The 17,633-nt window shown below is 68.4% G+C and carries 21 protein-coding genes and 3 tRNA genes; 15 read left to right on the forward strand and 9 right to left on the reverse strand.

What is annotated here, in order from left to right:
• Positions 1–40: 40 nt before the first annotated feature.
• The 6 genes from pgsA (at position 41) to nadB (ending at position 3,726) form a co-directional block, all read left to right on the forward strand.
• A complete protein-coding gene (gene pgsA / locus EKG36_RS03270; RefSeq protein ID WP_126480994.1) occupies positions 41–589 on the forward strand; it encodes a CDP-diacylglycerol--glycerol-3-phosphate 3-phosphatidyltransferase in 549 nt (182 codons plus the stop codon).
• 63 nt (positions 590–652) lie between these two features.
• Positions 653–727: transfer RNA gene (locus EKG36_RS03275), tRNA-Gly, on the forward strand.
• A gap of 28 nt (positions 728–755) precedes the next feature.
• A tRNA-Cys gene (locus tag EKG36_RS03280) sits at positions 756–829 on the forward strand.
• A gap of 29 nt (positions 830–858) precedes the next feature.
• Positions 859–945: transfer RNA gene (locus EKG36_RS03285), tRNA-Leu, on the forward strand.
• A gap of 59 nt (positions 946–1,004) precedes the next feature.
• Complete coding sequence (locus EKG36_RS03290) at positions 1,005–2,165, forward strand: FUSC family protein (protein ID WP_126480996.1); 1,161 nt, start codon at positions 1,005–1,007, stop codon at positions 2,163–2,165.
• Positions 2,146–3,726, forward strand: coding sequence for an L-aspartate oxidase (gene nadB / locus EKG36_RS03295; protein ID WP_126480999.1), 1,581 nt, complete (start codon positions 2,146–2,148; stop codon positions 3,724–3,726). The genes EKG36_RS03290 and nadB overlap by 20 nt, the downstream gene beginning before the upstream one ends.
• Before the next feature lie 75 nt (positions 3,727–3,801).
• Here nadB and EKG36_RS03300 read toward each other — a convergent pair whose 3' ends face one another.
• A complete protein-coding gene (locus EKG36_RS03300) occupies positions 3,802–4,200 on the reverse strand; it encodes a hypothetical protein (RefSeq protein WP_126481001.1) in 399 nt (132 codons plus the stop codon).
• On the reverse strand, positions 4,160–4,453 hold the full coding sequence (locus tag EKG36_RS03305; RefSeq protein WP_126481003.1) for an FAD assembly factor SdhE: 294 nt from the start codon (positions 4,451–4,453) through the stop codon (positions 4,160–4,162). Before EKG36_RS03305 ends, EKG36_RS03300 begins: the two co-directional genes overlap by 41 nt.
• 200 nt (positions 4,454–4,653) lie before the next feature.
• On the opposite strand from EKG36_RS03305, the gene EKG36_RS03310 reads away from it, so the two are divergent.
• From EKG36_RS03310 to lapB, 3 genes are read left to right on the forward strand one after another with little or no spacing between them, the layout of a single operon-like run.
• The gene (locus EKG36_RS03310) at positions 4,654–4,950 is read left to right on the forward strand and encodes an integration host factor subunit beta (protein WP_040187190.1); all 297 of its coding nucleotides are present in this window, start codon (positions 4,654–4,656) and stop codon (positions 4,948–4,950) included.
• Positions 4,951–5,000: 50 nt separating this feature from the next.
• Complete coding sequence (locus tag EKG36_RS03315) at positions 5,001–5,306, forward strand: LapA family protein (protein WP_126481005.1); 306 nt, start codon at positions 5,001–5,003, stop codon at positions 5,304–5,306.
• Position 5,307: 1 nt separating this feature from the next.
• On the forward strand, positions 5,308–6,492 hold the full coding sequence (gene lapB / locus EKG36_RS03320) for a lipopolysaccharide assembly protein LapB (protein WP_126481007.1): 1,185 nt from the start codon (positions 5,308–5,310) through the stop codon (positions 6,490–6,492).
• A 3-nt stretch (positions 6,493–6,495) separates the two neighbouring features.
• Here lapB and pyrF read toward each other — a convergent pair whose 3' ends face one another.
• Positions 6,496–7,197, reverse strand: coding sequence for an orotidine-5'-phosphate decarboxylase (gene pyrF, locus EKG36_RS03325; RefSeq protein ID WP_126481009.1), 702 nt, complete (start codon positions 7,195–7,197; stop codon positions 6,496–6,498).
• A gap of 209 nt (positions 7,198–7,406) precedes the next feature.
• Here pyrF and EKG36_RS03330 point away from each other — a divergent pair, with 209 nt between their 5' ends.
• Complete coding sequence (locus tag EKG36_RS03330) at positions 7,407–7,685, forward strand: ComEA family DNA-binding protein (protein WP_126481012.1); 279 nt, start codon at positions 7,407–7,409, stop codon at positions 7,683–7,685.
• A gap of 57 nt (positions 7,686–7,742) precedes the next feature.
• On the opposite strand, the gene EKG36_RS03335 is transcribed toward EKG36_RS03330, so the two are convergent.
• Positions 7,743–8,504 (reverse strand): SDR family oxidoreductase, encoded by a 762-nt coding sequence (locus EKG36_RS03335; protein WP_126481014.1) that lies wholly within the window; start codon positions 8,502–8,504, stop codon positions 7,743–7,745.
• 195 nt (positions 8,505–8,699) lie between these two features.
• On the opposite strand from EKG36_RS03335, the gene EKG36_RS03340 reads away from it, so the two are divergent.
• From EKG36_RS03340 to EKG36_RS03360, 5 genes are all read left to right on the forward strand, one after another.
• Positions 8,700–9,218 carry an FxsA family protein gene (locus EKG36_RS03340; RefSeq protein ID WP_126481016.1) on the forward strand — a complete coding sequence of 173 codons (519 nt, stop codon included), beginning with the start codon at positions 8,700–8,702 and terminating at the stop codon, positions 9,216–9,218.
• Positions 9,219–9,422: 204 nt separating this feature from the next.
• Positions 9,423–9,716 (forward strand): co-chaperone GroES, encoded by a 294-nt coding sequence (locus EKG36_RS03345; RefSeq protein ID WP_035595572.1) that lies wholly within the window; start codon positions 9,423–9,425, stop codon positions 9,714–9,716.
• Between the two features lie 62 nt (positions 9,717–9,778).
• On the forward strand, positions 9,779–11,425 hold the full coding sequence (gene groL, locus EKG36_RS03350; protein WP_126481018.1) for a chaperonin GroEL: 1,647 nt from the start codon (positions 9,779–9,781) through the stop codon (positions 11,423–11,425).
• Between the two features lie 190 nt (positions 11,426–11,615).
• Complete coding sequence (locus EKG36_RS03355; protein ID WP_126481019.1) at positions 11,616–12,350, forward strand: RNA methyltransferase; 735 nt, start codon at positions 11,616–11,618, stop codon at positions 12,348–12,350.
• Positions 12,351–12,622: 272 nt separating this feature from the next.
• A complete protein-coding gene (locus EKG36_RS03360; RefSeq protein WP_126481021.1) occupies positions 12,623–13,102 on the forward strand; it encodes a phosphate-starvation-inducible PsiE family protein in 480 nt (159 codons plus the stop codon).
• A 29-nt stretch (positions 13,103–13,131) separates the two neighbouring features.
• On the opposite strand, the gene EKG36_RS03365 is transcribed toward EKG36_RS03360, so the two are convergent.
• From EKG36_RS03365 to EKG36_RS03385, 5 genes are read right to left on the reverse strand one after another with little or no spacing between them, the layout of a single operon-like run.
• Positions 13,132–14,100 (reverse strand): branched-chain amino acid transaminase, encoded by a 969-nt coding sequence (locus EKG36_RS03365; protein WP_126481023.1) that lies wholly within the window; start codon positions 14,098–14,100, stop codon positions 13,132–13,134.
• A complete protein-coding gene (locus tag EKG36_RS03370) occupies positions 14,097–15,221 on the reverse strand; it encodes a class II histone deacetylase (RefSeq protein ID WP_126481167.1) in 1,125 nt (374 codons plus the stop codon). The genes EKG36_RS03365 and EKG36_RS03370 overlap by 4 nt, the downstream gene beginning before the upstream one ends.
• Before the next feature lie 38 nt (positions 15,222–15,259).
• The gene (lhpI, locus tag EKG36_RS03375) at positions 15,260–16,201 is read right to left on the reverse strand and encodes a bifunctional Delta(1)-pyrroline-2-carboxylate/Delta(1)-piperideine-2-carboxylate reductase (protein WP_126481025.1); all 942 of its coding nucleotides are present in this window, start codon (positions 16,199–16,201) and stop codon (positions 15,260–15,262) included.
• Between the two features lies 1 nt (position 16,202).
• On the reverse strand, positions 16,203–16,559 hold the full coding sequence (locus EKG36_RS03380; protein WP_126481027.1) for a RidA family protein: 357 nt from the start codon (positions 16,557–16,559) through the stop codon (positions 16,203–16,205).
• Between the two features lie 27 nt (positions 16,560–16,586).
• Positions 16,587–17,621 carry a histone deacetylase family protein gene (locus EKG36_RS03385; protein ID WP_126481029.1) on the reverse strand — a complete coding sequence of 345 codons (1,035 nt, stop codon included), beginning with the start codon at positions 17,619–17,621 and terminating at the stop codon, positions 16,587–16,589.
• Positions 17,622–17,633: the final 12 nt, after the last annotated feature.

The following is a 17,633-nucleotide window of genomic DNA, read 5'->3' on the forward strand; positions in this document are numbered from 1 at the left end:
CGGCATCCCCTCTCCATACAGGCAAGGACCGCAGCTTCCGATGAACATCCCCAATATCCTGACCCTGGCCAGAATCGTCTTCATCCCGCTGCTGGTGGTGCTGTTCTATCTGCCCGTCTCCTGGAGCATGCCGGTCGCCGCGGGGCTGTTCGCCCTGGCCTCGGTGACCGACTGGCTGGACGGCTACCTGGCCCGCCGCTGGGACCAGTCCACGCCCTTCGGCGCCTTCCTCGATCCCGTGGCCGACAAGCTGATGGTCGCCGTGGCCCTGGCTCTGCTCATCGAACGCTACGACGCCAGCTGGCTGACCCTGCCGGCGCTGGTCATCATTGGCCGCGAGATCGTCATCTCGGCACTCCGCGAGTGGATGGCCGAGATGGGCAAGCGCGGCACGGTGGCGGTGTCCTGGATCGGCAAGTTCAAGACCAGCCTGCAGATGATCGCCCTGCTGCTGCTGCTGGCCTTTGCCCCGGGCACGCCCATCGCCATGCTCGGGGTCGCGACTCTCTATGTGGCCGCGCTGCTGACGCTGTGGTCGATGATCGACTACCTGCGCGCCGCCTGGCCGCACCTGAGCCGCTCGATGTAACACCCGGCCGAGAAAAGCGTTTGACAGTCACCAACTTATCCGTATAATGCGTCCTCGAGTCAGGCGGGAATAGCTCAGTGGTAGAGCATCGCCTTGCCAAGGCGAGGGTCGCGAGTTCGAATCTCGTTTCCCGCTCCATTCCATACATGAATGGCTTGACTCCCGAGGCTGGATGGCAGAGTGGTTATGCAGCGGACTGCAACTCCGTGTACGCCGGTTCGATTCCGACTCCAGCCTCCATCTTTCCTATAGCTGCCCGCTCGAACCCCGCCCGGATGGCGAAATTGGTAGACGCAAGGGACTTAAAATCCCTCGGTGGCAACACCGTGCCGGTTCGAGCCCGGCTCCGGGCACCATACCGCAGTCAGCATTTCGACTTGTCTTGAGCCCGGCTCATCGAACGGGGCGTCGCTTCATGATCCTGGCGCGTCTGCGCGATCCGTACTTCAGCCATCGTCACCGTCGCAAGCTGCACGTCCTGCGTGTCGCCCTCGCCCTGTGCGTGACCTACGCCGTCACCGAACTCTTCGCCATCCAGCACAGCGGCTGGGCCCTGGTCAGCACCGTGATGGTGATGGGCAACCTGCCGCATATCGGCGGCGTGCTCGACAAGGGCCGCCAGCGCCTGCTGGGCACCCTGCTCGGGGCCGCCTGGGGGCTGCTGCTGATCGCCGCCGCCCCCCTTCCCTGGTCCGGCCTGGTGCCGCTGGGGACCCTGCTGGCCATCGCACTGGGCACCTGGATGACCTTCGGCAAGCGCTACGGCTACGGCGGCCTGATGTTCGCCATCAGCCTGCTGCTGGTGGTCGGCGACGGCAACCAGGATCTGGGCGTGGCGCTGTGGCGCAGCTTCGACGTCCTGCTCGGCACGCTGATCGGCATCGCAGTGACCGTGGCGGTGCTGCCCCACAAGGCCACCGACATGCTGCGCTTCATGCTGGCCGATAACCTGGATCGCATGGCGCGCCTCTACCATGCCCACACCTCGGCCACCTCGGCACCGGACCTGGATACCCGCGAACTGCTCAAGGCCTGCAGCGGCCTGCTGGTCAAGCAGCGCGGCATGGTCGACGCCATCCACCGCGAGGGGCGGCTGCGTCGCGGCGAGCTCGACGACATCATCTCCTTGCAGCGACGCATGCTCTCGACCATCGAGCTGCTGCTGGAGACCCACTGGAATACCCGCGCCGGCCATGACCGGATCGATGCCATGGGCGGCCTTCGCGATCAGCAGCATATCCTGGCCCGGGAGATCGGCACCCTGGCCTTCCAGGTACGCACCGGACATGCCATCGAAGTGCGCGTCGCGCCCTTCGACCTGCAGCGCCACGCCGGCCTGGCCGCCGATGCCCAGGCGGAGGACGGCCGCGCACTGTTCAGCCCCAGTGGCTATTTGTGGCTCAACCGGGAACTCGCTCGCCTGACCGGCGAGCTGATCGAGCGGCTGAGCGACCTGGAGCGCCTGCCCAGCCAGCGCCTTCGCCGGCGCGCCTCGCGCAACGGTCTTCTCGACCGCCCCGCCGGCGAACGGCCGGCCCACCAACAAGGACAGCCAGATGACGGACAGCAAGCATGAGGTGCTGATCATCGGCGGCGGTATCGCCGGCCTGGTGTTGGCCCTGGAGGTCGCCGACCGGCGACGCGTGACCCTGCTGCAGCCCGCCCGGGACGAACAGGGCGCGAGCCGCTGGGCCCAGGGCGGGATCGCCGCGGTACTCTCGCCCCAGGATGACGTGGAGGCCCATGTCGCCGACACCCTGGTGGCGGGTGACGGACTCTGCGACGAGGCCGCGGTGCGCTTCACCGTGGAGCAGGGCCCCGCGGCCATCGGCTGGCTGCTGTCACTGGGCGTGCCCTTCACCCCGGACCCCGACCCCCAGGCGGGCTATCCCTACCACCTGACCCGGGAAGGCGGCCACGGGGCGCGGCGCATCATCCATGCCGACGACGCCACCGGACGGGCCGTGGTCGAGACCCTGATGGCCCACGTGCAGGCCCATCCCGCCATCACTCTGCGCACCGACCTGACGGCCATCGGACTGATCGGCGACAGCGCCGGCCACTGCCGCGGCGCGCGCTGCCTGGACGAGGATGGCCAGCTGCACCGTCTGCTGGCGGCGGACACGGTGCTGGCCACCGGCGGGGCCAGCGGCCTGTATCGGCATACCACTAGTCCCCGACCGGCCAGCGGCGAGGGCATGATGATGGCCGCCGAGCTGGGCGCCGAGCTGATGAACCTCGAGTTCCAGCAGTTCCACCCCACCTGCCTCTATGACCCCGAGGGCTCGCCCTTCCTGATCAGCGAGGCGGTGCGCGGCGAGGGCGGCCTGCTGCTCAATGCCCAGGGTGAGCGCTTCATGCCGAGGGTGGACTCCCGCGCCGAGCTGGCGCCTCGCGACGTTGTCGCCCGGGCCATCGACGCCGAGATGCAGCGCACCGGCACCGATCACGTGCACCTCGACATCCGTCACCTCGGCGAGGCGGCGATTCGCCACCACTTCCCCACCATTCACGCCCACTGCGCCGCCCGGGGGCTGGATATCGCGCACATGCCGATTCCGGTGGTCCCGGCGGCCCACTACAGCTGTGGCGGGGTCACCACCAACCTGGAAGGCACCACCACCGTGCCGCGTCTCCACGCCATCGGCGAGGTCGCCTGCACCGGCCTGCACGGCGCCAATCGCATGGCCAGCAACTCGCTGCTGGAATGCCTGGCCTTTGCCCGTAGCTGTGGCCGGCGCCTGCGTCACGCCCCGCCGGCCGGCGACGCCCCCCTGGTGGCCTGGCAGTCCGGCCGGCGGCCAATCCCTCGGCAGGAGATCGCCGCCCTGCGCGATGAAATGCGCCGCATCATGAGCGCCCGGGTCGCCATCGTGCGCCGGGATGCCGGCCTCGATGAGGCTGCCAGCGTGCTGGCAGACCTGGCCGCCCGACTGGCACCGCGCCTGCCCGAGGCCGCGCCGGACGTGGAGCTGGCGAGCCTGTGGCACGCCCTTCGCCTGGCCCGGCTCACCGTGGCCTGCGCCCGAGCACGCCGGGAGTCACGGGGCCTGCACTTCAACCCCGACTGCCCGGTCCACGGCGACCCATCGCCCCAGCCCTCACGCATCCATCTCGGCGCCCTGGCCGGAGGCTGATGGCCGGGCATACGCTACCACCCACCGGCACACCTGCGGGCGGTCATTGATGGCAATCGCCAGGGAGCCGCAGCGTCAGGGCAGGGCCACCAGCCAGCGTCGCAGGACACGACGGGAGGCGGCGTCGCTGCTGTCGGGCCAGACCCACAGCCGGCGTCCATCGAGGCGCAGCCCCACCAGCCAGGGCCCCAGGTAATCGCAGTCCAGCCGCACCGACTGCCAGTCGGTCGCGCCGCGCGGCCGCCAGGCCCAGTCCGGGGCTGCCGACGGGCGCGGCGTGACCCGCAAGGTCCCGGCCAGACGGCGCCGCGCGACATCCCACAGCACGGCGCCCATCACCAACGCTGCCGACACGGCCATCCAGCGGGGCGCCTGATCGGCCAGCAGCGCGACCACGCCCAGGGCCAGCAGGCCATGGACGAGCAGCGCCAGCCTAGAGGGTGCGATAGTGATCGTTGTCGGTGGTCTCGGCATGCTCGACGATCATCTGGACGATGCGCCGCCGGGTCGGCTCTTCCGGCCATTCGCGGCGCATCAGCCAGGCGAAGAGGTCCTGGTCCTCCTCGGTGATGAGGTCGCGATAGGCAGCCTGGTCGCTCTCGCCCAGGTCGTCGTAGCGCTGTTCAAGGAAGGGAATCAGCAGCAGGTCGAGTTCCCACATGCCGCGACGGGAGTGCCAGTAGAGGCGCTTGCGCAGGGCAGCGCCGGCAGACGAATCGTCGTTCAAGGTCGGCCTCGTCGGATCCGGTGAGTGTGGCGACAGTATACCCGAGGGGCCACGCTGCCGGCACCCGCCGTCTGCGCCGGGGCCCCGCCTGGGGCAAAGGTCGTAGTGCGTTGTTTTATCGAGAGTTGCACAGTATGCTTTGAGTAAATAATCGCCCTCGGTAGCACGCCGACCCAGGCAGGACCGCACGGAGAGAACCGATGACCAAGTCCGAACTGATCGAGCAGATTGCCATGCGACAGCCGGAGCTGTCGGTCAAGGAAGTCGAAGCCGCCGTGCGCCTGATCCTCGACGACATCACCGACACCCTGGCGGAAGGCGGCCGCGTGGAGATCCGCGGCTTCGGCAGTTTCTCGCTGCACTATCGGGAGCCACGGGTCGGCCGTAACCCCAAGACCGGCGAACCGGTCGCACTGGACGGCAAGTTCGTGCCACACTTCAAGCCCGGCAAGGAACTGCGCGAACAGGTAGACGCCAGCCGCGCGCTCGGCTACTGACGAGCGGCCTCGCCCCCCCACTCTACTCAACACGACATGGGAACAAGCACATGCGTTGGCTAAAAGGCCTGATCATGGCCATCATCCTGCTGGCGGTGCTGCTGATCGGCATCCTGTTTGCCGTCAACAACCAGCAGGCCCTGCCCCTCAACCTGATCTGGATCGAGTTGCCGGCGGCCTCGCTCTCCGTCTGGCTTCTGGCCTCCCTGGCCGTGGGCGTCTTCCTGGGCATGCTCGCCATGAGCGGCGTCTACCTGCGCCTGCGCACCTTGCTGACCCGCGCCCAGCGCCACAACCAGCAGCAGCGCAAGGAACTGGACAAGCTGCGTATCCAGGAGATGAAGGAACTCCCCTAGAATGCGCGATGCTCTGCTGCTGGCCCTGTTGTTGGCAGCGGTCGCCATCGGCTGGTGGCTGGGCCGCCGCGAACGCCGAAGCCCTGGCACCCCTGCCACCTCCCCTGGCCTGGCCCGCGATTACTTCGTGGGCCTCAACTATCTGCTCAATGACCAGCAGGATCGCGCCATCGAGACCTTCGTCGGCGCCCTGGAAGTCAACAGCGATACCATCGAGACCCATATCGCCCTGGGCAACCTCTTCCGCTCCCGCGGCGAGGCCGATCGTGCAGTGAAGATCCATCAGAACCTTCTTGCCCGCCCCACCCTCACCGGCGATCAGGGGGAACGGGTCCAGCTGGAGCTCTCCCGGGACTTCCTCCACCTGGGGCTGCTCGACCGAGCCGAGCGCCTGCTCCAGGGGCTGGTCAAGGATGGCCAGGACGACGAGCTGCGCCTGTCAGCCCGGCGCCTGCTGGTCGACCTTCTCGAGCGGGAAGGGGAATGGCAGGCGGCCCTGGATGTGGCCCTGCCCAACCTGGTCCGGCAGCATGACGACATCCGTCGTGCCGCGGCCCACTGGCTGTGCGAGCTGGCCGACCAGGAACGTCGCTCGGCCAGTCCGGTGCTGGCCCGCCGCCATCTCAAGCAGGCGCTGACCACCGATGCCCGCTGCGTGCGGGCCAACCTGCTGCTGGCCGAGATGGCCCTCGATACCGGCCAGTACCGCCAGTCCATCCGCCTGCTGAAGCGCATCCCCGACCAGGACAAGACCTTCATTCCCAGCATGCTCGAGCCGCTGAGTCGCGCCTACCGGCTGCTGGACGACGAGGCCGGCCTGATCCAGTATCTCGAGGAACTGCTCGAGACGACCCCCTATACCAGTGTGATCATCCTGCTGGCCGAGACCCTGCGCCGGCATGATGGCGACGCCCGCGCCGCCCATGAGCTGGTCGCCCGCCAGCTCAACCGGGAGCCGAGCCTGGGTGCGGTGGACTACCTGATCCGCCTCTACCTGCGGGACGCCCCCGGCGGCGACGACGAGCGCATCGAGCTGCTGCAGCGCCACACCCAGACCCTGCTGAAGTCCCTGCCCCGCCACCGCTGTCGCCGTTGTGGCTTCAGCGGCGAACACCTGCACTGGCGGTGCCCCCGCTGTCGCAGCTGGGGGACCACCAAGCCGATCACCGGGATCGAGGGCGAGTAGGCATCAGTCGGCGGCGAGCTCGCTCTCGATGGCGGTCAGGGCAGCCATGGGATCATCGGCTCGAGTCACCGGCCGCCCCACCACCAGGTGAGTACTACCGGCGGTCATCGCCGCGGCAGGCGTCATGATGCGCCGCTGGTCGCCGGCGTCGGCCGTGGCCGGCCGGATGCCCGGGGTCACCTTGAGGAAGCGGTCACCGCACAGCGCGCGCAGCCGCTCGGCTTCCTGTGCCGAGCAGACCACCCCGTCCATGCCGCTGTCCCGGGCCAGCACGGCCAGTCGCTCCACCTGCTCGGCAGGCGTCGCCGACACCCCGACCTCGGCCAGATCCTCGGCCTCCATGCTGGTCAGCACCGTCACCGCAATCAGCTGAGTGGCCAGGCCATGCTGCTCCAGGCGCGTGCGGGCGGCCTCCATCATTCGACGCCCCCCGCCGGCATGCACATTGACCATCCATACGCCCTGCTCGGCAGCCGCCTGCACGGCCCCGGCCACAGTGTTGGGGATGTCGTGGAACTTGAGGTCCAGGAAGACCTCGAAGCCGCGCCCATGCAGCGCCTCGAGCACGTCCGGTCCGCTGCGGGTGAACAGCTCCTTGCCCACCTTCAGTCGGCAGCGCGCCGGATCCAGGCGATCGGCCATGCACAGGGCGGCATCCAGAGAGGTGTAGTCGAGGGCAATGATCAGGGGTGACGCGGTGGGCACGGGCGGGCTCCTGCGAGATGAATGATCCGGTGCAGTATATCAGTCATGCCCGACACCGCATGTGGCGGATGTCCTCTCCGCGACGTCGCCGACGCCTGACAGCGGGCGAAGGCGAAGGCTGACCCTCGCCATGGGCTGGCGGCACTAGCTTGAAAGCAGGCAGCTCGCCTGCTCGACCACACCCGACGAACCGTCACATGGAGCTCGGTATGCCAAGCACACTCAAGGAATGTCTCGCCCCCCTCGCCCTGGTCCTGCTGCTGGGCCTGGCCGCCCCCGCCCTGGCGCAGGAAATGGCGCCGGTAAACGTCAACACTGCCGATGCCGCGCTGCTCGCCGAGCTACCCGGGATCGGCGAGATCAAGGCCGCCGCCATCGTCGAGGAGCGCCAGGCCAATGGCGACTTCAGCTCGGCCGAGGACCTGACCCGGGTCGATGGCATCGGCGAGTCCACCGTCGATGCCCTCGCCGACCAGGTCAGCTTCTAGGCTGCCGGCCACCGGGCCGCATCCCGGTGGCCTCCCCCCCTACGGGGCCGCCCTCGCTCAGAGTCGCAGGCCCCCGTCACACTCGATCACCCGCCCGGTGAAATAGGGATTCTCGAAGATGAAGGCCACGCTCTCGGCGATGTCCTGGGGCTGGCCCAGACGCTTGAGCGGCACGTCGGCGGCAATGCGCTCCCGCATGTCGTCGCGCATTGCGGCCGTCATCTCCGTCTCGATGAAGCCGGGCGCCACCGCTCCCACGCGAATGTCATGGCGCGCCAGCTCCCTGGCCCAGGTCACCGTCAATGCCGCCACCCCGGCCTTCGCCGCCGCATAATTGCTCTGGCCCATGTTGCCGGCTCGGGAGATACTCGAGATATTGACGATCACCCCGGGCCGGCCGGCGTCGATCATCTGCGCGGCCGCCTCCCGACCGCACAGGAAGACACCGGTGAGGTTCACATCGATCACCTGCTGCCACTGGGCCAGCGACATGGTCTCCGTGACCGCGCCGTCCTTCGCCTTGACCAGCAGGCCGTCTCGCACGATGCCGGCATTGTTCACCAGGCCACCAAGCGGTCCCAGGGTGGAGCGAATGGCGGCGAAGGCCTCGCGAACCGAGCCCTCATCGACGACATCGACGCTGAAGCCGCTGGCGGCGATGCCCGCCGCGTGCAGGGCGCCCAGGGCGTTGTCCAGGCACTCGCCGTCCATGTCGAGCAGCGCCAGGGTGGCACCGGCCCGGCCGAGGCGCTCGGCCATGGCCAGTCCCAGGCCACGGGCACCGCCGGTAATGGCGATGGTGGTGTTGTCGAGGGTCATGGGAGTCTCCCGGGGTCAGTGTGGTCATGGCGACGGCCCGTCGCCGTCGGATGCCCGTCATATCGGCACTGACAGCCTACGCTTTATATTGCGACGCAGCACCCTCCCTCGGGAGCAGACCCTGGCCCACTGGGGATCGCTTGATTTTCCCTGTGTCGCCCCCATGTCATCGGCATTCGATACCGTGGAGTCATCATGCCCTTCCTTCTCATCTTCACCGTCTTTGCCCTGCTCGATTTCGTGCTCCTGTTTTCCGTCGGCAGCCAGATTGGCCTGCTGACCACCCTGGCCCTGGTACTCGGCACCGGCTTCATCGGTCTGCACCTGATCCGTCGCGAGGGGGTGGCCACCTTCGCCAGGGCCCAGGAGCGCATGGCCCGGGGTGAGGTTCCCTCCGGCGAACTGCTCACCGGGGCGGCGCTGATCTTCGGCGGCGCCCTGCTCATGGCGCCCGGCTTTCTCTCCGACACCCTGGGCTTCATGTGCCTGATTCCCGATGCGCGCCGCCTGCTGGGCAAGCTGCTCGGCCGGGTCGGCCTGCGCATGCGGGGGGTGCATGTCCAGACCGGCGGCTACCGTCCCCGCCAGGGCAGCGACGCCGACTGGCAACAAGCCGACGCGCCTCGCGGCGACGCCACCGGGGAAGGCCATACCGGCACCCAGGGCGAGCCGCTGGAGGGCGATTTCATCGGCCACGACGAGCGCCGGGGCTGACGAGAAAAAATTTATGCCGGGGCCTTGAAAGCCCCGTCAGCAGCCCCACTTAACCGTCAGCAACGAGCTTCGGCCCCGGCTTCGCCGAGGTCATCCACACGGAAGGCGGTAACGCCTTCACCCCGCAGCCCGCTGCGGGTTGATGATGAAAACCGCCGTGGCAGCGACGCCCCGGCACAGCAAACCATCAGGAGAACGTGAGCAATGAACATCCGTCCCTTGCACGATCGCGTCGTCATCCGTCGCGTTGAAGAAGAGCAGAAGACCGCAGGCGGCATCGTGCTCCCGGGCAGTGCCCAGGAAAAGCCGACTCGTGGCGAAGTCCTCGCCGTCGGTAACGGCCGGATTCTGGACAGCGGCGACGTGCGCCCGCTCGACGTCAAGGTCGGCGACACCGTGATCTTCAAGGATGGCTTCGGCGTCGAGAAGCAGAAGATCGACGGCGAGGAAGTGCTGATCATGAGCGAGTCCGACATCCTGGCCGTCGTCGAAGGCTGAGCCACGACCCGCTAGCAATCGCTCGATACTGACGTTCACGAACTCACAGGAAGCATACGAAAATGGCAGCGAAACAAGTCAAGTTCTCCAGTGATGCACGCACTCGCATGGCGCAGGGCGTCGATACCCTGGCCAATGCCGTCAAGGCCACCCTGGGGCCGAAGGGCCGCAACGTGGTGCTGGAGAAGTCCTTCGGCGCCCCGACCGTGACCAAGGATGGCGTCTCCGTGGCCAAGGAAATCGAACTGAAGGACAGGTTCGAGAACATGGGTGCCCAGATGGTCAAGGAAGTCGCCTCCAAGACTTCCGACGTCGCCGGTGACGGCACCACCACCGCCACCGTGCTGGCTCAGTCCATCGTGACCGAGGGCCTGAAGGGCGTGATCGCCGGCATGAACCCGATGGACCTGAAGCGTGGCATCGACCAGGCCGTCAACGCCGCCGTCAAGGAGCTCGGTGAGCTGGCCGTGCCCTGCACCGACTCCAAGGCCATCGCCCAGGTCGGCACCATCTCCGCCAACGGCGACAGCCGCATCGGCGAGATCATCGCCGAGGCCATGGAGAAGGTCGGCAAGGAAGGCGTCATCACCGTCGACGAAGGCCGTGGCTTCGAAGACGAGCTGGACGTCGTGGAAGGCATGCAGTTCGACCGCGGCTACCTGTCGCCGTACTTCGTGACCAACCAGGACACCATGGCCGTGGAACTGGAAGATCCGTTCATCCTGCTGGTGGACAAGAAGATCTCCAACATCCGTGAGCTGCTGCCGACCCTCGAGTCCGTGGCCAAGGCCGGCAAGCCGCTGGTCATCATCGCCGAGGACATCGAAGGCGAGGCCCTGGCTACCCTGGTGGTCAACACCATGCGTGGCATCGTCAAGGTTGCCGCCGCCAAGGCACCCGGCTTCGGTGACCGTCGCAAGGCCATGCTGCAGGACATCGCCATCCTCACCGGTGGCACCGTGATCTCCGAGGAAGTGGGCCTGGATCTCGAGCAGACCACCCTGGATCACCTGGGCACCGCCAAGCGCGTGACCATGTCCAAGGAGAACACCACCATCATCGATGGCGCCGGCCAGGATGCTGACATCGAGGCACGCGTCAACCAGATCCGTGCCCAGATCGAGGAGACCTCCTCCGACTACGATCGCGAGAAGCTCCAGGAGCGCGTCGCCAAGCTGGCCGGCGGTGTGGCCGTCATCCGCGTCGGTGCTGCCACCGAAGTCGAGATGAAGGAGAAGAAGGCCCGCGTCGAGGACGCCCTGCACTCCACTCGCGCCGCCGTCGAGGAAGGCGTGGTGCCTGGCGGTGGTACCGCCCTGGTCCGCGTGCTGACCAAGATTGCCGGCCTGAAGGGCGACAACGAGGACCAGACCCACGGTATCGCCATCGCCGTGCGCGCCATGGAAGCCCCGCTGCGCCAGATCGTCAGCAATGCCGGTCAGGAGGCCTCCGTCATCCTGAACCGCATCAAGGACGGCGAGGGCAACTTCGGCTACAACGCCCAGACCGGCGAGTTCGGCGACCTGTTCGAAATGGGCGTGCTGGACCCGGCCAAGGTCACCCGCTCCGCGCTGCAGTCCGCCGGTTCCGTCGCCGGCCTGATGATCACCACCGAGTGCATGATCGCCGACGATCCGGACGAGAAGGAAGCCGGTGGCGCCGACATGGGCGGCATGGGCGGCATGGGCGGCATGGGCGGCATGATGTAAGCCGACCCGCCAACCCAGGCCTCGCCTGAACGAGCCCCCCGCCGGTTACCGGCGGGGGGCTTTTCAGTTTCAAGAAGGAAGAAGGAAGAAGGAAGAAGGAAGAAGGAAGAAGGAAGACGAGGCAGTGTAGAATGTCCTCTTCCAGGCGCGAAGCGCCGATCTTCACTCTTCCAGCTTCCCTCTCGTCTTCATGCTATCGAACATTCGTATCGTTCTCGTCCAGACCTACCACCCCGGCAATATCGGTGCCTCGGCCCGCGCCATGAAGACCATGGGCCTCGAGAATCTGCTGTTGGTCAATCCCCGCTGCTTCCCCGACCCCGAGGCCTCGCGACTCGCCGCCGGCGCCGAGGACGTCGTGGCGAATGCCCGGGTGGTAACCAGCCTGGCGGAGGCCGTCGGCGACTGCGTGCAGGTCGTGGGCGCCAGCGCCCGCCTGCGCAGCCTGCCGCTGCCCCACTTCGACGAGCCCGCGGACATGGCCGAGACCCTGGTGGCCAATGCCAGCGATGATCCGGTGGCCCTGGTGTTCGGTCGCGAGCGTTTCGGGCTGACCAACGACGAGATCCGCCACTGCAGCCACCAGGTGAGCATTCCCGCCAACCCGGACTACGGCATCCTCAACCTGTCCCAGGCCGTGCAGGTTCTGGCCTACGAGGTCTTCCGGGCCTGGCGACAGCGCCCGGACAGCGGCTTCCGTGCGCCCCGGCCGTCCCCTGAGCGCCAGCCCACCCGCGAGCAGCTCGGCCACTTCCATGACCACCTGTCCCGGGTCATGCAGGCCAGCGGTTTCATCACCCAGCCCCACGCCCGCACCGAGGACCAGCTCCAGGCCCTGTTCGCCCGCGCCCGGCCTTCGCGCAAGGAGCTATCGCTGCTGCGGGGACTGCTGAGTGCCCTGGAGGAAAGGCCGGACGACACCTGAGCCGTCACGGCATTGTCATGCCGGGGTCATGATGCCGTCACCCATGACGGCGACACTGACCCTGCCCGACACGGGACCGGCAAGGGACACTGCTACTCGTTCTGCCAGGGACGCACGGGGACAGGACGCCCCCCAGGGAGGCCTAGCGTGGCATCGGGACGATGCCCAGGGAGGATGCAGATACCGCCACGACGCCCCGCGTCGTGGCGTTTTTCTTGGCGGGCACGGCCGAGGGTGGCAAAGTGATCCTCGAGGCGACCAGGAGAGACGACATGCCCCCGGAGACCGAGGCACCCAAGCCGAAACGCCTGCAACTGTTCCACGACGAACTCCCCAAGGAACACGAGGACCCGCTGATCGGCATCCTGCACCGCATCATCCGCCTCGGCGTCAAGGTACTGGCGGTGCTGATGGTCTTCGTGATCCTCTGGGGGATCTTCGACGTCATCTACGTGCTCTACCAGCAGCTTATCTCGCCGCCGTTCCTGCTGCTGGAAGTCGGCGATATCTTCCGCCTGTTCGGGGCCTTCATGGTGGTGCTGATCGCCATCGAGATCTTCATCAACATCCGCCTCTACCTCGGCACCGATGTACTGCCGATACAGCTGGTGATTGCCACCGCGCTGATGGCCATCGCCCGGAAGGTGATCGTCCTGGACATCGAGACCGTCTCGGCCGAGTACGTCTTCGCCATCGCCGCCGTGGTGCTGGCACTGGGGGTCACCCACTGGCTGGTCGCCCGCAAGCAGTAACGGCACCTGCGCCCCGCCCTGCCAGGGCCTCAGGCCGGCAATAGCCAGCCGGCGTAGGCCACCAGGTCATCGCCCAGCTCGCCGCGAGTCACCCGCCGGTAGAGCCCCTGCAAGCGCGCCGTCACCGAATCCCCGTCGATCGGCTGGTCCGGTCGAGGGGCGCCCGCCCGGGCACCGATATGGCGTCCGTCGAGCTCGCGCAGCGGCAGGATCTCGGCGGCGGTGCCAGTGACGAAGGCCTCGTCGGCGGTGTACAGCTCGTCCCGGGTGATGCGGCGTTCCTGCACTTCCATGTCCATCACCTCCCGGGCCAGGCGGATGACGCTGTCCCGGGTGATGCCCTGCAGGCAGGAGGTGATCTCCGGCGTGTGCAGGACCCCGTCGCGCAGCAGGAAAACATTGGCCGCCGAGGCCTCGGCCACATAGCCCTCCGGGTCGAGCATCAGGGTCTCGTCGAAGCCTGCCTTCACCGCGGTGTTCAGGGCCAGCATGGAGTTCACGTAGTGGCCATTGGTCTTGGCCCGGCACAGGCTGATGTTGACGTGGTGACGGGCCCAGGACGAGGTCAGGGCCCGCAGGCCGATGGCCGCCGCCTCCGGCGAGATGTAGTCGCCCAGGTCCCAGGCGGCGATCATCACGTGGCTGGTCAGCCCCTTGGCCCGCAGGCCGAGCCCCTCGGCACCCAGGTAGACGGTGGGCTTGAGGTAGGCATTGTCCAGGCCGTTCCGGGTCAGGCACTGCCGCTGGGCCGCGATCAGGGTCTCGGCGTCGAAAGATAACGGTATATCCAGAGCGTGCGCGCTATCCAGCAGCCGGCGGGTGTGCTCGGCGACCCGGAACAACTGCGCGCCGTCCGGGCCCCGGTACGCCCGAACCCCCTCGAAACAGCCCATGCCGTAGTGCAGGGTATGGGTCAGCAGGTGGGTCCGGGCCTCGCGCCAGGGCAGCCAGTCGCCGTCCTGCCACAGCCAGCCGTCTCGGTCATACAGGGGCGTCATGGGCGTCTCTCGTCGATGGAAGCGTGGCCGAACCAGCGCGCGCACCAGTCGTCGATCAGGGCACGCTGGTGGGGCTGCAGGGCCTGGTAGCCCCAGGCGGCGATCTCGTCGTTCTGCGGGTCGGGCACACCGGTCTCGCTGTCGGCGAGGGCCTGAATCACCGCATGGCCGCAGAAGGGCACATAGCCCTCCGAATAACCGCCCTCGTGGACCATCACCAGCTTGCCGCCGCAGACACGCTCGGCCAGGGCCATGAGCTGGCGGGTCATCTCGCCGAAGGCCCGGCTGTTGAGCAGCATCTTGCCCAGCGGGTCCTTGGCGCAGGCATCATAGCCGCAGGCGACGACGATCAGCTCCGGCCGGAAGGCCTCGAGCGCCGGCAGCACCAGGGTCTCCATGGCATGGGCATAGGCGCCGAGGCCGCAGCCCGGCGGCAGCGGCAGGTTCAGGGTGGTGCCCTGCCCCGCCCCTTCGCCCTGCTCGGCGAAGGTACCGGTGTCCAGCGGGTAGTTGCCGGCCTGGTGGATCGACACGGTGAAGACCTCGGGATCGGCGTAGAAGGCCGACTGCTGGCCGTTGCCGTGGTGGACGTCCCAGTCGAGGATCGCCACTCGCCCCACCTGGCCGAGGGCCCGGGCGCGCATCACCGCCACCGGGATATTGCCCAGCAGGCAGAAGCCGCGCCCCTGGTCGGCCTCGGCATGGTGGCCGGGCGGCCGGCACAGGGCATAGGCATTGGCGAGCTCGCCGGTGGCCACCGCCTCCACCGCGGCGATGGCCAGCCCTGCCGACTGTCGGGCCGCCGCCAGGCTGCCCGGCTGGTAGGGGGCGCAGTCCCCCGCATCGCCGCCGTGGGCGCGGTCCCCGACGGCGAGGGCCTCGAGGTAGCGGCCGGTATGGAAGCGCGCCAGATCGGCATCCTCGGCCGGCGGTGCCTTGCGCACGGCGAGCTCGTCGATGAGACCCGAGACCTCGAGCAGGTTCTTCAGCCGCCGTTTGCTCTCGGCACTCTCCGAGGCGGGCTGGGGCTGGCGGAAGGCCCCCGGCGAGGCAAACACGCCGATGGCCCCCGGGTCGTGCCAGAAGCAGCGCTCATGCCAGAAGAAGCCGGTGGCCGGCACTCCGGTGGCCGGCATCCCGGTGGCCGGCGAGGTGTTACTCATTCGCTTGCCTCCTGGCGCTCCCAGACCTCGATCGCCGCCGCCAGGTCCTCCAGCGAGGCACCCACCGACTTGAACACGGTGATGGCGTCCTCGCCGCTGCGGCCGGGTTGCTGCCCCTGCAGCAGCTCGGCCAGCTCGCCGCGGATGTCGTCGAAGGCGAAGCCGCCCTCGTCGATGGCCTGGAGGATGTCGCCGGCCTCCCCCTTGGCCCCGGCATAGGTATCGACGAACACCTCGCCGCGGCGCAGGCACTCGGCGTCGGTCTCGCGCATGCTCGGCCGGAAGGCGCCGATCAGGTCGAGGTGGGTGCCCGGCGCCAGCCAGTCGCCGCGGATCAGCGGCGCGCTGGACAGGGTCACGCAGCTGATCAGCTCGGCCTCGCGTGCTGCCGCCTCCAGGTCGGTCACCGCCGCCGTGTCGAAGCGATCGGCATAGTCCGCGGCCAGGCGCTCGGCCTTGTCGGGGTGTCGGCCCCAGATGCGCACCCGGCGGATGGGGCGTACCGCGGCATGGGCCTCGATGACCATCGGCGCCAGCTTGCCGGTGCCCACCACCAGCAGGGTCTCGGCATCGACCCGCGCCAGCTCCCGGGCCGCCAGGGCCGAGGCCGCGGCGGTACGCCGCCGGGTCAGCTCGCTGCCGTCGAGGCAGGCCAGCGGCCGGCCATGGTCACCCTCGCTGAGCAGGTACACCCCGGCGATCGCCGGCAGGCCGTGCGCGGCGTTCTGCGGAAAGACGTTGACCATCTTCACCCCGATGTAGCCGTCGCGCTCCCAGGCTGGCATCAACAGCAGGGTCGCCTCGCCGTCGCGGCGATGCATGGCATGGTGGTGCCGGGGCGGCGACTCCACCCCCTCGAGGAAGGTGGTGGCCAGGCGCTCGACAAGCGCCTGCCAGTCGAGTGCCGCCGCCACCTGCTCGGCGTCGATGATACGCATTTCAGGCCTCCGGTAGCGCAGCCACGGCCATGATCTCGACCTTCCACTCGGGCCTGGCCAGCTGGGCCTCGACGGCGGCGCGCACCGGGGGGCGACCGGGCACCACCCAGGCGTCCCAGGCGGCGTTCATCTCGGCGAACTCGCTCATGCTGGTTACCCAGATCTGCGCGGAGATCAGCTGCTCCTTGGAGGTGCCGGCCTTGGCCAGCAGTTCGTCGATGCGTGCCAGCACCTGCTCGGTCTGGCCGCGCATGCCGGCGCTGGGGTCGCTGGGCACCTGGCCGGCCAGGTAGACGGTGCCGTTGTGGACGGCAATCTGGCTCATGCGGGTGTTGCTGTCGTGATGGGTCAGGCTCATGGGGTGATCTCTCTCGGTCAGGGGCACTCAGGCACCGGTGAAGCCCGCCATGAAGGCGGCCAGGTTGTGACTCAGGTGTTCGGTGGGATAGCCGCCTTCCTGCACCAGCACCGTCGGCAGGTGCAGCGCCTGCAGCAGCCTTCCCACGGCGGCGAAGTCCGCGGTCTCCAGGGACAGGCCGGCCAGGGGATCGTCCTTGTGGGCATCCAGCCCCAGGGCCACCACCACCGCCTGGGGACCGAAGGCGCGCAGGCGCTCGAGCAGGGTCTCGAGGGCGGCGAGGAAGGCCATGCCGTCGCTGCCCAATGGCAGCGGCAGGTTGACGTTCGCGCCCAGGCCATCGCCCTCGCCGGTCTCGTCGGCTCCGCCCCAGAAGAACGGGTAGAAGTCGTCGGGGTCGGCATGCAGCGAGCCGGTCCAGACATCGCCGCTCTGGTAGAAGACGTCCTGGGTGCCGTTGCCGTGGTGCAGGTCCACGTCGATGATCGCCACCCGGGGAAAGCTCTCGCGCAGCACCGTGGCGGCCAGTGCCGCGTTGTTGAGAAAGCAGAAGCCGCCGGCGCGATCCGGCCCCGCATGGTGGCCGGGAGGGCGGCACAGGGCGTAGGCGCTGTGCTCGCCCCCGGCCACCGCCTCGGCGGCGGCCTGGGCGCTGGCGGCACTGGCCAGGATGCCGGCGAAGCTGTCGGCGGTGATCGGGCAGGCCATGTCATGGAGGTGCCAGCCGGCCTGGCCCACCGGGTGACGGGGATAGTGGTGGCCCCCGCCGCAGGGGTGGACGTTGGGGGCGACGATCTCGGCGGCATCCGGCAACGCCATCCAGCGGGCATGGATGGTCTCCAGGAAGGCCAGGTAGCGCGGGGTATGGATGCGCCCCAGCCGCTCACGCAAGCGCTCGCCATCGGAGTCCCCGGGCGGGGTCAGCGAGAGTCCCGCCTCGGCAAGGCCCCGGGTGAGCAGTTCGGCGCGTTCCGGCCCCTCGGGGGACGGCGCCGGCCGGCCTCGCAGCAGGAAGCTCGGCGGGGCATGGCGTTCCTGGTCGGAATGGTAGAAGAGTTTCATGCGGCGTCATCC

It is taken from the genome of Halomonas nitroreducens, from assembly GCF_003966155.1.
Taxonomy (GTDB): domain Bacteria; phylum Pseudomonadota; class Gammaproteobacteria; order Pseudomonadales; family Halomonadaceae; genus Halomonas; species Halomonas nitroreducens.